A 14,324-nucleotide genomic window follows, 5' to 3' on the forward strand; every position below is an offset into this window, starting at 1 on the left:
ATTTATCTTAATTTGGAGTTGTATCATGTCTCTAAGTGTTGAAACTAAAGCACAGATCGTTGCCGACTACGGTCGCGATGCTAACGACAGTGGTTCTACCGAAGTTCAGGTTGCTCTGCTGACCGCTCAGATTAACCATCTGCAGGGTCACTTCTCTGAGCACAAAAAAGATCACCACAGCCGTCGCGGTCTGCTGCGTATGGTTTCCCAGCGTCGTAAGCTGCTGGATTACCTGAAGCGTAAAGATGTTGCACGTTACACCAGCCTGATCGAGCGTCTGGGTCTGCGTCGCTAAATCTTAGAATCTGCCTTGCCCGGTACGTTTCAGCGCAATCTGATACGATAAATGGCTTAAAGGCAGATTTGTGCGAGTTTTGCTAAAAAGGGGCCTTCTTGGCCCCTTTTTTCCGCTAAGCGGCAGCATTTTTCGCCAAACTATTGTATTGTTGACACGTGCGATCTTCAGTTGCAGCGTTTCGCGCGGCTAATGAGAGGCTTTGTCCCCGGGGCGGGATTAAGGGTTGTCATTAGTCGCGAGGATGCAAATGAAGATTAAAAATTTTTCGTCAGGGTCAGTGCCCTGTCAGAACGTTAAGGATTTAATTTTGCTGAACCCGATCGTAAGAAAATTCCAATATGGTCAGCATACCGTCACCCTGGAGACCGGTATGATGGCTCGCCAGGCCACGGCAGCTGTAATGGTCAGTATGGATGACACCGCGGTATTCGTTACCGTTGTTGGCCAGAAAAAAGCCAAGCCGGGCCAGGGCTTTTTCCCGCTGACCGTAAACTATCAGGAGCGTACCTACGCTGCTGGCCGCATTCCAGGTAGCTTCTTCCGTCGTGAAGGCCGCCCGAGCGAAGGTGAAACCCTGACCTCACGCCTGATTGACCGCCCGGTTCGCCCCCTGTTCCCGGAAGGTTTCGTTAACGAAGTTCAGGTCATCGCGACCGTGGTTTCCGTTAACCCACAGGTTAACCCTGATATCGTGGCGATGATCGGTGCCTCTGCAGCGCTGAGCCTGTCCGGTCTGCCGTTCAATGGTCCTATCGGTGCCGCGCGCGTAGGTTACATCAACGATCAGTATGTGCTGAACCCAACCACCGACGAGCTGAAAGAGAGCAAACTGGACCTGGTTGTTGCCGGTACTCAGGGTGCCGTGCTGATGGTTGAGTCTGAAGCCGAAGTGCTGAGCGAAGATCAGATGCTGGGTGCGGTGGTCTACGGTCACGAGCAGCAGCAGATTGTTATCGACCAGATCAACTCCCTGGTTGCCGAAGCCGGTAAACCTCGCTGGGACTGGCAGCCAGAAGCCGTAAACGAATCTCTGACCAGCCGTATTGCCGCGCTGGCCGAATCTCGCCTGAGCGATGCTTATCGCATCACTGAGAAGCAGGAGCGTTACGATCGCGTTGGTGTTATCAAGAGCGAAGTGACTGCTGCGCTGCTGGCTGAAGACGAAAGCCTGAACGAAGGCGAAATCAGCGACATTCTGCATGGTCTGGAAAAAGACGTCGTACGCAGCCGCATTCTTCGTGGCGAACCGCGCATTGACGGCCGTGAAAAAGATATGATCCGTGGCCTGGACGTGCGCACTGGCGTACTGCCGCGCACTCACGGTTCTGCGCTCTTTACCCGTGGTGAGACGCAGGCGCTGGTTACCGCTACCCTGGGTACCGCACGTGACGCACAGAACCTCGATGAGCTGATGGGCGAGCGTACCGACAACTTCCTGTTCCACTACAACTTCCCTCCGTACTCCGTCGGTGAGACCGGTATGGTAGGTTCACCTAAGCGTCGCGAGATCGGCCACGGCCGTCTTGCCAAGCGCGGCGTACTGGCCGTGATGCCGAAGGGTGATGCGTTCCCTTACACCGTACGTGTGGTGTCTGAAATCACTGAATCAAACGGCTCATCGTCAATGGCGTCCGTGTGTGGTGCTTCTCTGGCGCTGATGGATGCCGGCGTGCCAATCAAGGCCGCAGTTGCTGGTATCGCCATGGGCCTGGTGAAAGAGGGTGAAAACTTCGTCGTTCTCTCCGATATCCTCGGCGACGAAGATCACCTGGGCGACATGGACTTCAAGGTAGCCGGTAGCCGTGAAGGTATCACCGCGCTGCAGATGGACATTAAAATAGAAGGCATCACCCGTGAAATCATGCAGGTGGCGTTGAACCAGGCTAAAGGTGCACGACTGCACATCCTGGGCGTGATGGAGCAGGCGATCAGCACCCCGCGCGGCGACATCTCTCAGTTTGCTCCGCGCATCCACACCATCAAGATCAGCCCGGACAAAATTAAAGATGTCATCGGTAAAGGCGGCTCGGTTATTCGTGCGCTGACCGAAGAAACCGGCACCACCATTGAGATCGAAGATGACGGTACGGTGAAAATCGCTGCGACCGACGGTGATAAAGCGAAATTCGCTATCCGCCGTATCGAAGAGATCACGGCAGAAATCGAAGTGGGTCGTATCTACAACGGTAAAGTGACCCGCATCGTTGACTTTGGAGCCTTCGTCGCCATCGGTGGTGGTAAAGAAGGTCTGGTGCACATTTCTCAAATCGCTGACAAGCGCGTAGAGAAAGTGACCGACTATCTGCAGATGGGTCAGGAAGTGCCGGTGAAAGTGCTGGAAGTTGATCGTCAGGGCCGCGTACGCCTGAGCATCAAAGAAGCGACCGAGCAGTCTGAACCAGAAGCGGTAACCCCTGCTGTTGCCCCGGCACCAGAAGCAGAATAAAGTCATACTATTAAGCTCTCCGTGCGCGTCACGGAGAGCTGTTTCATCGCGAGGGCAGGACGCGTCACCTTGTGCATGGCAAGCGGATGAACGGACTACCATCCTATTGTTTGTATTCGGGAGTGGGAAATGAAGCCTTTTTTGCGCTGGTGTTTCGTTGCGACAGCTTTAACGCTGGCAGGATGCAGCAACTCTGATTGGCGTAAGAACGAGGTCCTGGCCGTACCTTTGCAGCCTACGCTGCAGCAGGAAGTCATTCTGGCGCGCATGGAACAAATACTTGCCAGTCGTGCCCTTACCGATGATGAACGTGCACAGCTGTTATATGAGCGCGGAGTGTTGTATGATAGTTTAGGTTTGAGAGCACTGGCGCGAAATGATTTTTCACAAGCGCTATCTGTCAGACCGGATATGCCTGAAGTATTCAATTACTTAGGCATATATTTAACGCAGGCAGGCAACTATGATGCTGCCTATGAAGCGTTTGATTCTGTACTTGAGCTTGATCCAACTTACAATTACGCACATTTAAACCGCGGTATCGCCCTGTACTACGGCGGAAGGTTTAAATTGTCGCAAGATGATCTGCTGGCGTTTTATCAAGACGATCCTAACGATCCTTTCCGTAGCCTGTGGCTCTATCTCGACGAAAAAGAGATGAATGCCGACAAGGCCAAAGTAGCGCTACAACAGCGTTACGACAAAGCGGTCAGAGATCAATGGGGATGGAATATTGTCGAGTTCTACCTGGGCAACATCAGCGAAAGTACGCTGATGGAACGTCTTAAGGCGGATGCAACGGATAACACCTCGCTCGCTGAACATCTCAGTGAAACCAACTTCTATTTAGGTAAACATTACCTAAGTCTGGGGGAGAAGGACAACGCAGAAGCGTTGTTCAAGCTGACGGTCGCTAACAACGTTCATAACTTTGTTGAGCACCGATATGCATTGTTGGAGCTGGCCCTACTCGGCCAGACACAAGACGATTTATCAGAATCTGACCAGCAATAGCTGACGAACTAATATTGCCCTTTTTTTCGAAAAGTCATCATCTTAGCGGATGAGGGCCTTTTTGTTCGTCGAAACCACTAATTTGAGCCGGTTCACACTTTTTGATGAAAATGACTAAATGTTTTCACGACGAGTTATGTAGACTGGCCGCCGCAATCTAAGAGGCACGTGTACTACATGACTGATATTGAAACCACTTTTGCTGACCTTGGCCTGAACGCCGAACTCCTTGAATCACTGAACGGTATGGGCTACGTAAAGCCTTCTCCAATCCAGGCTGAGTGTATTCCTCACCTGCTGGCTGGCCGTGATGTGCTGGGTATGGCGCAGACCGGGAGCGGTAAAACCGCAGCGTTCTCGCTGCCACTGCTTCACAATATTGATAGCAACCTGAAAGCACCGCAGATCCTGGTGCTGGCACCAACGCGTGAGTTGGCGGTTCAGGTTGCAGAAGCCGTCACTGATTTCTCCAAGCATATGCGCGGTCTTAACGTGGTGGCCCTTTACGGCGGCCAGCGTTACGACGTACAGCTGCGCGCCCTGCGCCAGGGACCACAGGTAGTTGTGGGTACGCCTGGACGCCTGCTTGACCACCTGAAACGCGGCACGTTAGATCTTTCTAACCTGCGCGGCCTGGTGCTGGACGAAGCTGATGAAATGCTGCGTATGGGCTTCATCGAAGACGTTGAAACCATCATGTCACAGATGCCTGCGAATCATCAGACCGCACTGTTCTCGGCTACCATGCCGGAAGCGATTCGTCGTATTACTAAACGCTTTATGAAAGATCCTCAGGAAGTGCGCATTCAGTCAAGCCTGACTACGCGTCCTGATATCAGCCAGAGCTACTGGACGGCCTACGGTCGTAAAACTGATGCTCTGGTGCGCTTCCTGGAAGCTGAAGACTTTGATGCAGCCATCATCTTCGTTCGTACTAAAAACGCGACCCTGGAAGTGGCTGAAGCGCTGGAGCGCAGCGGCTATAACAGCGCAGCACTGAATGGCGATATGAACCAGGCCCTGCGCGAGCAGACGCTGGAGCGTCTGAAGGATGGTCGTCTGGACATTCTGATCGCAACGGACGTTGCAGCCCGTGGTCTGGACGTTGAGCGTATCAGCCTGGTGGTAAACTTTGATATCCCTATGGATGCAGAGTCTTACGTTCACCGTATCGGCCGTACCGGTCGTGCAGGTCGTGCAGGCCGTGCGCTGCTGTTCGTTGAGAACCGTGAGCGTCGTCTGCTGCGTAACATCGAACGCACCATGAAGCTGACTATTCCAGAAGTTGAGCTGCCGAACGCAGACCTGCTGGGCGAGCGTCGTCTGGCTAAGTTTGCCGCTAAAGTTCAGCTGCAGCTGGAAAGCAGCGATCTGGACCTGTACCGTGCTCTGCTGGCTAAAATGCAGCCTGAAGAAGACCTGGATATGGAAACCCTGGCCGCCGCTCTGCTGAAAATGGCTCAGGGTGAACGTCCGCTGATCGTGCCTGCCGATCCGGCACCGCGTCCGCGTCGTGAGTTCAAAGAGCGTGACGATCGCCGTGGCGATCGTCCTGAGCGTGGCCCACGTGAAAACCGTGAAGGTGGCGATCGTCCACGTCGTGAACGTCGCGACGTTGGGGATATGGAAGTTTACCGCATTGAAGTGGGTCGCGATGACGGCGTAGAAGTTCGCCACATCGTTGGTGCTATTGCCAATGAAGGTGATATCAGCAGCCGTTACATCGGTAACATCAAGCTGTTTGGTACTCACTCAACCATCGAGCTGCCTAAGGGTATGCCTGGTGACATTCTGACGCATTTCACCCGCACGCGTATTCTGAACAAGCCGATGAATATGCAGCTGATTGGTGATGCACAGCCTCGCAGCAACGAACGCAGCGGTGGCGGTGAGCGTCGCGGTTCTGGCGCTCCAGCACGCGGCGGTTTCGGTGCCCGTGACGGCGCCCCTCGTGGCGATCGTCCTGAAGGCGCACGTCGCTTCAGCGACCGTAGCGGCGGTGGCGAGCGTCGTGGCGGCGGTGCAAGCCGTGGTCCACGCCGTGAAGAGGGTGGCGCTGCGCCAACCCGTCGTCGCGACGCCTAATCGCATCAGGGTATAACAACCCATAATGCTGAAAACCGGTCACGCTGTGTGGCCGGTTTTTTTTTGCGTTGATGCCCTCATTCTCGCTGAGGATAGCAGCGCGATGACTTATTTTGGTCGTCGTCTTTAACTCTCGTGATATCCTCTTCTCTATCGTTATCCTCACTTCATCCTCTGCGTCTGAATCACAATCACCCCACCCTGCCGCATGCATTAATGCATTGCTGAAAAATTATCTTTGCCCTCAATCTGTTTTTTATACTGTCCCGGGCATCCCGGATGACAGGGCGTCACGACTCTAAAGATGACGGTTATTCATTGCTGCCTGATAGTAATTTCAAGATGCAAAAATAAACGCAGTTTGCACAACGGGTATCTGAAAGGACGGGCATGAAGAACAATAAATAAGCCATTTTCACTGGTGGCTAAAGCATAAGCAAAGCTAATGTTTATGGGAGGTGTTTATTATTCAAAATTCATACAGGAGCAGCAAATGGAATTATCAGTGCGTCAGAATAATACGCGTATAATGGATGTTATTGGTGGGTTTAATACTATCTACTCATTTATAGATAATATTGGAAGTATCTTTTCGTCCATAGCTAACATTGGTGGCAACTTAGATGGTGCTATGTCTAATGCCGCGCTGTGGGAGAATATACAATCATCGTTAGGAGGGATGGGCGATGATATTAACACGCTATTGGCACAGGGCACTCTGACGCAGGCTCAAATCAGGCTTCTTATTGATATGTCTTCAAGGCAAAGTAAGCTGATTAGCGTAGCCAATAAAAACATTCTCGCCATAAAAAGTAATCTTGATTTTTATCTCCCTACGATTCTGAATGCAATTTACTATGTTTCTTCTCAGAACAGGCAAATTATTGGCATGCTCGGTGATGTCAGAAATCGTCTGGCGCTAATAAGTGAACAGCTGGACAACATTGCCCGGCAAATCAGTCTCAACTCCAGCCTTGCTGAGATGACATCTTCTTATCAGGCCGTCAGGTTTGTTTCAGAAAGGTACGACCAATTTTCTGAAAAGGTAGTGGAGTTGAAAACCCGGTCAGAAGATAACAGTGAAATTCTGGAAAGCGACTCTTTCGTTGAGTTATATGAATTTGCGAAAAGCGTCACCGAACCGGCCCTAAATAATATTATTTATCATTTAAATACCATCCATAATTCATTAGTCGGGAAGAATATTTTATCAACAAGCAATCTCCAGCTCGTTATACCCGAATTTATGTCGACGGAGACCGTTTTCAATAACGTAAGCAGTGTATCACGGGCGATCGATTTTTTGCTTAACTCCCAGCTTATACAAGCGAAAGCGCTGGGTGCATTCTGTTCGTGCCGGGCAATAATGAATTATCCCTATTATGATTATGCCAGTGAGATGAAATCTGCACTCAACGAGCAGCAGCAACTCTTTTCTCAGATTATGTCTAAAATCACGACTGAACGAAACGCTTTGATGGCAACGCATAACAGTCCGCATTTCGTCCCCATAGTGGGGGCGTTTCCCGCTCTGGATAAGCGACCCACGGTCAGGCATCGGGCGAAAAAGGGTTACGCGCTATTGGGGTTTGAGTTTTTTTACAATGAAACGCAGGATACATTTAAGCTGGTCGTTACCGATGGGGAATTAGGTGCCGGGTTTAAAATTATACTGGGCACTGAGGAAAAATATGAATACGACGTTGGACGTTCACCTTATACCGTTAGTGATTGGGGGAATTACAGAATTTGTAAGATAGGTGAAGAAGTCATTACTGGCTTTGACTACACGTCTTCTTATGATTCAACAAGTGACGGTAAAGAAATTCATACTTATACTTTTTCGGCGGTTTATTTTTCAAAATATGATGCGCTTACCGGGGCGCTGAAAGCTGAATACCTTCCCGCGTATATGTATAAAAAATTTTCGCGGGACAGCGTTGAGTATAATATTGGCAAGGCTTTTGATGAAAGGAATGCGCAAGATTTTAATGGCGATGGAAAGATTATTAATACAACTTCCCGTGGCATCCCCCTCTGCTTTATAGGGGAGAGATATCCTGCTCCGCTTTATTGTCTGATGTTCAATGCGACAACCTTATCTAAAGGTTCTGGCGAATACATATATATAATGTGCGCCGGGAGTTATCTTGGAAGGCAATTTGTCACGGATGATTATAATCAGACAAGCCGATCAGGCCGCAGCGCAGATGAGAGTCAGATATCTTTGGAACCGCCGCGAGGACGTCAGTATGGCGATAATCCGCGCTTATAAGATTAAGACCAGGGTTCATGACTGCTCATACAGTCATCATCGTCGGGATTGATATTAAACGCTGAAAAAATGGTTCAGGATCGTTAAAAACCCTGAGTAGCGGGTTTTTAACGATGGGAATATCTTCCCGGTAATTTACGACGTCGCCCGGGAGGATTGCGGCTGTCAGATCGAACGCCAGGCTTCCATCGCCAGCGCAAAGGAGTGCAGTCGCGCCTGTTGGTCAAAAATCTGCCCATTAATCATAATTTCATCGGCCTCTGTCTCACGCAGCAGGGAGACCAGACCCTGGCGCACTTTATCCTTGTCACCCACCACCGACATACTCAGCGCCTGCTGAACGCCGTACTGTTCTGATGGCGACCACAGATTATCCATATTCTCCACTGGCGCGGGCAGTGGGCCGGGCCGACCACGACGCAGATTGATAAACTGCTGCTGCATGGAGGTAAACAGGAATCGGGCGTCTCGCTCGCTGTCGGCGGCGACGACATTAACGCAAACCATCGCATGGGGCTTTTGCAGCCGTGCGGACGGCGTGAAGTCTTCCCGGTAGAGGTGAAGTGCCTGGAAAAGCAGGTCTGGCGCAAAGTGTGAAGCAAAAGCAAACGGCATCCCCAGCTTCGCGGCAAGCTGAGCGCTGTAGAGGCTGGAACCGAGAAGCCAGACCGGGATCTTAAGTCCCAGACCCGGCACCGGCTGTACGGCCGGACGCTCATCCCCGGCGGCATCAAACCAGCTAATCATCTCCTGTACGTCAGCGGGAAAATTATCAATATGACCGCCCATATGCCGACGAAGTGCCATCATGGTTCGCTGATCGGAACCCGGCGCGCGGCCCAGCCCCAAATCAATACGGCCCGGATAGAGAGATTCCAGCGTGCCGAACTGCTCAGCAATGACCAGCGGTGCATGATTTGGCAGCATCACGCCGCCGGAGCCAAGCCGCAGCGTCTGCGTATTTGCCGCAAGAAAGCCAATCAGCACCGAGGTGGCGGCACTGGCGATACCGGACATATTGTGGTGTTCGGCCAGCCAGTAGCGATTGTAACCCAGCTTTTCGGCCTGCTGTGCCAGTGAAAGAGAGGTTTTGAACGCATCAGAGGCGGTTGCGCCCTGCGGAATAGGCGCAAGATCGAGGATCGACAGGGGGGCGTTTTTTATATCGGACATAGTCGCTCACTTTTTTTTGAAGGGCCGAAAATAACCCTCATCCTTCAAATTGCAGGTATGCTGGCTGTTATTATGCCGAACAGCCACGCTTTTCAGTAAGGGTCGGTACTTTAGCTACCGCCCCATACAATTCGATAACCGAAGGTTAACGTACTGGTGCAAGCAGATAGCCTGGACGATTTTTTGATAAAAGGATTGGCAGTTTGCAGCACTTTACCTTTTACCAGACAGTCCTGGCGCACAATCTGCCCTGATAAGGCGTGGCCCGGGCTATGCGTGAGTATGACTTATCATTCGCCCGGGTAAAACCGCATTTATTGTTAGCGGGGATGAGCAGGCGACAACCCGCCCGGTTTTAGCTGACAAGCTCCAGTCCGGCCACCTGCCGCCAGTAGCCATTACACTGCCTGTGGGATTGCAGCGATAAGGGATGCTTACCCGTTTCGTTGGCGCGAAAGGCATCCACCATCGCCAGCGTCTCTGTCCCCTGGGGAGATAAGCGGACAATATCCACCAGCCCCTGCATTGAAATCAGCTCGTTGCCCAGGTTATAGCAATAACCACTCATCGTCTGGATACCATTAAGCACAAATACCAGCTGATCTTCCTGTGAATAAAGTTTTCGCCCAAGGGGATGCTCACTACAGCAGGTCTGACAGTCATCTTTGCCGCGGTTCTCCGCCCTGGCGGTAAAGCAGCGGGCAGAATAAGCCAGCGGTAGATGGCCATAACCCAGCACCTCCACTTCAAACCGGTTGCGAATGCCCAGCGTCTCGCACTGCGTCAGCAAATTGTCCAGCCAGTCGCGGGACAGCTCAACCGGCATACACCAGCGCACCATACCCATTTTTAACAGCAGACGCAGCGTGACGGCGTTGTAGCAGTTCAGCGCATGGCCGGCGACGAAGGGCAGACCCGCTTCCGCGACCATATTGACCGTTCCCATATCGTTAGCTTCGATAAGGAATTCGCCGTTATCCACATAGCGTTTCAGCTCAACCAGTTCTGAAGGGGACTGCACCAGCGCCAGGCTGGTCAGCACCACCTGCTTGCCCGCCGCAGCCAGCGCTTTCGCCATCGCCATCCAGTCTGCCATTTTGGTTGCCCGACGTTTGCTGCATACGGCTTCACCCAGATAGACGATCTCTGCACTGCTGCTGGCAGCGGCCTGGTAAAAATCCTGTAGCGTCCCAGTTGGCCAGTACCAGAGTACCGGGCCTAATGCGTATTTCATGGGGTATCCTACTGCCATTGACGATGGTAGGCGCCCAGCGTGGTCTGTGTTCCTTCGCTGAGTGCGCTGAGCGTATTCATCCAGTTCTGCTGAGCGGTAAAACCGGCGGGATCGGCCCTGCAACGATCGATAGCCTGACGCCAGACGCGCGTAACCTGTTCCACGTAGGCCGGGCTACGCTGGCGGCCCTCAATTTTTACCGAGGCGATATTAGCGGCCAGCAGTTCCGGGAGTAGCGCAAGGGTATTCAGGCTGGTTGGCTCTTCCAGCGCGTGATAGCGCGCGCCGTCTAAACGGTAGCGGCCCTTACACAGCGTTGGGTAACCTGCATTCTCCGTGGCGTCATAGCGATCGATAAGCACCTCATTTAGCCGCGACTCCAGCCCGCCGGGCGTCTGCTGCCAGCGAACATAGCGGGCGGGGGAGCAGGCGCCGACGGTATTGGGGGATTCGCCAGTAAGCCAGGATGAGAGGAAACAGCGTCCTTCTGCCATGATGCACAGACTGCCAAAGGCGAAGACCTCCAGCGGCACGGGGGTGACGCGCGCCAGCTGGCGCACCTGATGCATAGAGAGCACGCGGGGCAGGACGACCCGGGCGACATCGAAATTGCGCTGATAGAATTTGATTGCCTCGACGTTGGTTGCCGAGGCCTGAACCGAAACGTGTCGCTCAATATGCGGATAGCGTTCAGCGGCATACTCCAGCATGGCGATATCTGCCAGGATCAGCGCATCTACGCCGACGCTCGCGGCCATATCCACCGCATACTGCCAGCGCTCGTAGCCGCTGGGATGCGCAAAGGTGTTGATCGCAACATGTAGCTTACGTCGGTGCTGATGAACGTACCCGGTCGCTTCCTTCAGCCGTTTTTCGGTGAAATTCAGGCCCGCGAAGTGACGGGCGTTGGTGTCATCCTTCAGGCCAACATAAACGGCGTCTGCTCCGTTTTCGACCGCAGCCTTTAGCGCGGGCAAATTTCCCGCAGGGCAAAGCAGTTCCATATTACTCTTCCGTACAAACTTTAGGATCCGTGAGTGTAAACAGGGAAACGATCAGAACTTTTGATTTAAGGCAGCTAATGGCGTAATGATGAACAATGGATTTAATGCCAAAATTCTGTAGAGTTCGCACACTTTACTGATCCATTCGTCAGATTCGTTTTGCCAGTGTGGCAAAATAGTCAAAATTCATACGTAAGGAGTAATAATGGTGTTGAACCCATTATGTGCAAAACTTGTCCGCAAGGGGCCACAATTTTTGCGAATTCCGCTGCAGCTGGCACCTTTTGCACTCAAAAAACAGTGCCTGCAACAGCTGTTAAGCTGGCAGTTTCACTATGCTCTGGCGGAAGGTGATTTAGCCTTTCTTGAGGGGCGCGGGTTAGGCGTGGAGATCCGCGATTTGGGCCTGCGCTGGGTCACTACCCTTGAGCAGGGGAAATTGCAGGTTGCCGAACGGGAAGAGGCCGACGTCTGGTTCCGCGGTGAGGCTAACGACCTGCTGCTGGTGGCTGCCCGCAGGCAGGACCCCGATACGCTGTTCTTTCAACGTCGTCTGGTGATTGAAGGCGACACTGACCTGGGGCTGGAAGTGAAGAATCTGATGGATGCGATGGAACCTGAACATATGCCCGCGCCGCTGCGTTTCGGACTGATGCAGCTGGCTAACCTGATTGAGGCGGGACTCTCTGAGGACGCGACTTCCCCTGCGGATCGCGCAGGTGTGCCATGTTAATTCGTACTGAAATCGGCATAGACGCCGCCAGGATCGACGCGCTGCTACGACGCTGTTTTGCGACGGTCAGAGAGGCTGAGCTGGTTCAACAGCTGCGTGAGGATGGATTGCTGACGCTGGGCGTGGTGGCGACCGACGACGAAGGCCAGGTGCTGGGCTATGCGGCATTCAGCCCGGTAACTCTTAACGGCGAGGATCACCAGTGGGTGGCCCTCGCGCCGCTGGCGGTGGAGGAGAGCAGCCGCGGTGACGGGCTGGGTAAACAGCTTATTTATGAGGGGCTGGATACGCTCAATGAATTTGGCTACGCCGCCGTGGTCGTGATGGGCGAACCGGATTTTTATGGTCGCCTGGGATTTGAACCCGCGGCCCGACATCATCTCCACTGCCGCCTGTCCGGCGCGGAAGCGCTCCAGGTCTACAAACTGGCCGACGAGGCGCTCGTTCAGGCAGAGGGCCTTATTGAGTACGCGGCTCCCTTCGCTGAGGCCTGAGAACGCTGCCGCCAGGGGCGAGGGCGCACGGCGGCGTTCTGCTCTGTGAGCTCAGGTTCAGCTGCTCCTGAGCTCCTCCAGCCAGGCGGTGAGAGAGTCAGGCTGGTGCGTCACCAGCCTGATTTTATCGCTTCTCCTGAGCTGCTTAACCTGATACTCCAGTTTTGACGCACGGGAACGATCGCCCGCTTCGCAGTGAAACAGCAGTTCCAGCGGACCTTTACCGCGCAATGCCTTTGCGCCTTTACCCGACTGATGCTGCAAAAAACGCCGCGCGACGTCGTTGGTGATCCCGGTGTAGAGCGCCCCGCTGCGGGTACGTAAAATATAGAGTCGCCATGGCGCGGCTTCGCTGCTGTTCATCACGTCCTTTCTGTCCTGTTTATCCCCGTTTCAGAGGGGCGATAAAGGGGATTCTAGCAGCTTCCCGCCACAGGAAAAGTGTCTCCCGGCGTTGTGGCTGGCTATGCAGGGGGCGGGTGTGGCAAAGTGGGCTTTTTCAGGGAGGCTACTATGTCCGATACCGCAATGCCCGCCGCCATCAGCCGTTTTCTAAAAAAACAGCATGTATTGTCCTTATGTTCAGGGCCGCCCGTCTGGTGCGCTAACTGTTTTTACGTCTTCGACCCCGATAGCTGTGTATTCTGGCTGATGACCGAAAGGCATACGCGGCACGGGGCGCAAATGCTGAGTGACCCCCAGGTGGCCGGAACGATTAACGGGCAGCCTAAATCAGTATTGCTGATCAAAGGTGTACAGTACGCCGGGCGTATCACGCTGCTGGAGGGCGATAAGGCAAAGGCCGCGCACAGCGCCTATGTGAAGCGTTTCCCGGTTGCGATCAAAGCGTCGGCTCCGCTGTGGGAAATCAGGCTTGATGAGGTCAAAATGACCGATAACGCGCTGGGGTTTGGCAAAAAACTCAGCTGGATGCGGGAGCAGGCAGGGTAAAAAACCGGGCGAACCCGGTTTTAATGCCGATTGGTAATGTCGGTTTTAGTGATGCGGAAGTTTCAGTGCCGATCGGGGGAATACAGTGCGGTTCAGGAAATTTCAAGAATACGCAGAGATTCCTGGTTAAACGCGGGTAAATCGTCCGGCGTACGGCTGGTCACCAGCCTGTCGTTGTCGACGATGACCTCTTTATCGTGGAAGTCTGCACCGGCATTTTTCAAATCAATGGCAATGGCTTTCACCGAGGTCATTTTACGGCCGCGTACCGCGTTGGCGCTGATCAACAGCTGTGGCCCGTGGCAGATAGCGAATACCGGTTTGCCCAGCGCGACAAAATCTTTAGTGAAGTTAACAAAGCGATCGTCGCCGCGCAGGCTGTCAGGGGAGTGTCCACCCGGCAACAGCAGTGCATCAAATTCAGCGGCGTGAACCTCATCAATGCTCTTATCGATTTTTACCTTCGCCTGACCCTGTTTCCCGGTAACGGTTTTCCCGGCCTGCTTTTCAATGGTGACAACCTGGTGTCCCGCTTTGGTATAGGCTTCAGCAGGAGACGTGAATTCTGAATCTTCGAACTCATCTGTAATTAATACCGCGATCTTCTTGCTCATCGT

Annotated in this window: 14 protein-coding genes; 9 read left to right on the forward strand and 5 right to left on the reverse strand. The window is 53.1% G+C overall.

Translation table 11 applies throughout. The features are described from left to right. The first annotated feature begins 25 nt into the window (after positions 1–25). The 6 genes from rpsO (at position 26) to AC4PCC_RS02335 (ending at position 8,118) form a co-directional block, all read left to right on the forward strand. Positions 26–295: a 30S ribosomal protein S15 gene (gene rpsO / locus AC4PCC_RS02310; RefSeq protein WP_024966694.1), complete on the forward strand. Its 270-nt coding sequence runs from the start codon at positions 26–28 to the stop codon at positions 293–295. 310 nt (positions 296–605) lie between these two features. After that, the gene (gene pnp, locus AC4PCC_RS02315) at positions 606–2,744 is read left to right on the forward strand and encodes a polyribonucleotide nucleotidyltransferase (RefSeq protein ID WP_067706026.1); all 2,139 of its coding nucleotides are present in this window, start codon (positions 606–608) and stop codon (positions 2,742–2,744) included. A 129-nt stretch (positions 2,745–2,873) separates the two neighbouring features. Next, positions 2,874–3,758 (forward strand): lipoprotein NlpI, encoded by an 885-nt coding sequence (gene nlpI / locus AC4PCC_RS02320; protein WP_067706027.1) that lies wholly within the window; start codon positions 2,874–2,876, stop codon positions 3,756–3,758. 110 nt (positions 3,759–3,868) lie between these two features. Continuing rightward, a complete protein-coding gene (locus AC4PCC_RS02325) occupies positions 3,869–3,919 on the forward strand; it encodes a hypothetical protein (RefSeq protein WP_492127440.1) in 51 nt (16 codons plus the stop codon). Between the two features lie 16 nt (positions 3,920–3,935). Continuing rightward, the gene (locus tag AC4PCC_RS02330) at positions 3,936–5,843 is read left to right on the forward strand and encodes a DEAD/DEAH family ATP-dependent RNA helicase (protein ID WP_492126256.1); all 1,908 of its coding nucleotides are present in this window, start codon (positions 3,936–3,938) and stop codon (positions 5,841–5,843) included. Positions 5,844–6,336: 493 nt separating this feature from the next. Continuing rightward, on the forward strand, positions 6,337–8,118 hold the full coding sequence (locus AC4PCC_RS02335; protein ID WP_492126257.1) for a vegetative insecticidal protein Vip3A family protein: 1,782 nt from the start codon (positions 6,337–6,339) through the stop codon (positions 8,116–8,118). Between the two features lie 165 nt (positions 8,119–8,283). Here the strand turns inward: AC4PCC_RS02335 and AC4PCC_RS02340 are convergent, their stop codons facing one another. From AC4PCC_RS02340 to ubiU, 3 genes are all read right to left on the reverse strand, one after another. Beyond that, complete coding sequence (locus tag AC4PCC_RS02340) at positions 8,284–9,291, reverse strand: luciferase-like monooxygenase (protein WP_492126258.1); 1,008 nt, start codon at positions 9,289–9,291, stop codon at positions 8,284–8,286. Positions 9,292–9,646: 355 nt separating this feature from the next. Further along, complete coding sequence (locus AC4PCC_RS02345) at positions 9,647–10,525, reverse strand: U32 family peptidase (RefSeq protein WP_492126259.1); 879 nt, start codon at positions 10,523–10,525, stop codon at positions 9,647–9,649. A gap of 8 nt (positions 10,526–10,533) precedes the next feature. Beyond that, positions 10,534–11,529 (reverse strand): ubiquinone anaerobic biosynthesis protein UbiU, encoded by a 996-nt coding sequence (ubiU, locus tag AC4PCC_RS02350; protein ID WP_345829124.1) that lies wholly within the window; start codon positions 11,527–11,529, stop codon positions 10,534–10,536. A gap of 205 nt (positions 11,530–11,734) precedes the next feature. Between ubiU and ubiT the strand changes: the two genes are divergently transcribed. Next, positions 11,735–12,262, forward strand: coding sequence for a ubiquinone anaerobic biosynthesis accessory factor UbiT (ubiT, locus tag AC4PCC_RS02355; RefSeq protein ID WP_492126260.1), 528 nt, complete (start codon positions 11,735–11,737; stop codon positions 12,260–12,262). Further along, the gene (locus AC4PCC_RS02360) at positions 12,256–12,756 is read left to right on the forward strand and encodes a GNAT family N-acetyltransferase (protein ID WP_345829120.1); all 501 of its coding nucleotides are present in this window, start codon (positions 12,256–12,258) and stop codon (positions 12,754–12,756) included. Before ubiT ends, AC4PCC_RS02360 begins: the two co-directional genes overlap by 7 nt. A 57-nt stretch (positions 12,757–12,813) precedes the next feature. Here AC4PCC_RS02360 and AC4PCC_RS02365 read toward each other — a convergent pair whose 3' ends face one another. After that, on the reverse strand, positions 12,814–13,119 hold the full coding sequence (locus AC4PCC_RS02365) for a GIY-YIG nuclease family protein (RefSeq protein ID WP_492126261.1): 306 nt from the start codon (positions 13,117–13,119) through the stop codon (positions 12,814–12,816). Between the two features lie 150 nt (positions 13,120–13,269). Between AC4PCC_RS02365 and AC4PCC_RS02370 the strand changes: the two genes are divergently transcribed. Continuing rightward, the gene (locus AC4PCC_RS02370; RefSeq protein WP_492126262.1) at positions 13,270–13,707 is read left to right on the forward strand and encodes a YhbP family protein; all 438 of its coding nucleotides are present in this window, start codon (positions 13,270–13,272) and stop codon (positions 13,705–13,707) included. Positions 13,708–13,799: 92 nt separating this feature from the next. Here AC4PCC_RS02370 and AC4PCC_RS02375 read toward each other — a convergent pair whose 3' ends face one another. After that, the gene (locus AC4PCC_RS02375; protein ID WP_067706044.1) at positions 13,800–14,321 is read right to left on the reverse strand and encodes a type 1 glutamine amidotransferase domain-containing protein; all 522 of its coding nucleotides are present in this window, start codon (positions 14,319–14,321) and stop codon (positions 13,800–13,802) included. Between the last annotated feature and the right edge of the window lie 3 nt (positions 14,322–14,324).

The sequence above is a fragment of the Erwinia sp. L03-1 genome, from assembly GCF_058686115.1.

Excerpts from the sequence above, each read along its gene's own strand:
- nlpI (WP_067706027.1), top strand. The coding sequence starts at position 2,874 with ATGAAGCCTTTTTTGCGCTGGTGTTTCGTTGCGACAGCTTTAACGCTG.
- ubiU (WP_345829124.1), bottom strand. The coding sequence starts at position 11,529 with ATGGAACTGCTTTGCCCTGCGGGAAATTTGCCCGCGCTAAAGGCTGCG.
- AC4PCC_RS02340 (WP_492126258.1), bottom strand. The coding sequence starts at position 9,291 with ATGTCCGATATAAAAAACGCCCCCCTGTCGATCCTCGATCTTGCGCCT.
- AC4PCC_RS02370 (WP_492126262.1), top strand. The coding sequence starts at position 13,270 with ATGTCCGATACCGCAATGCCCGCCGCCATCAGCCGTTTTCTAAAAAAA.
- AC4PCC_RS02335 (WP_492126257.1), top strand. The coding sequence starts at position 6,337 with ATGGAATTATCAGTGCGTCAGAATAATACGCGTATAATGGATGTTATT.
- AC4PCC_RS02365 (WP_492126261.1), bottom strand. The coding sequence starts at position 13,119 with ATGAACAGCAGCGAAGCCGCGCCATGGCGACTCTATATTTTACGTACC.
- rpsO (WP_024966694.1), top strand. The coding sequence starts at position 26 with ATGTCTCTAAGTGTTGAAACTAAAGCACAGATCGTTGCCGACTACGGT.
- AC4PCC_RS02360 (WP_345829120.1), top strand. The coding sequence starts at position 12,256 with ATGTTAATTCGTACTGAAATCGGCATAGACGCCGCCAGGATCGACGCG.
- ubiT (WP_492126260.1), top strand. The coding sequence starts at position 11,735 with ATGGTGTTGAACCCATTATGTGCAAAACTTGTCCGCAAGGGGCCACAA.
- AC4PCC_RS02330 (WP_492126256.1), top strand. The coding sequence starts at position 3,936 with ATGACTGATATTGAAACCACTTTTGCTGACCTTGGCCTGAACGCCGAA.
- AC4PCC_RS02375 (WP_067706044.1), bottom strand. The coding sequence starts at position 14,321 with ATGAGCAAGAAGATCGCGGTATTAATTACAGATGAGTTCGAAGATTCA.
- AC4PCC_RS02345 (WP_492126259.1), bottom strand. The coding sequence starts at position 10,525 with ATGAAATACGCATTAGGCCCGGTACTCTGGTACTGGCCAACTGGGACG.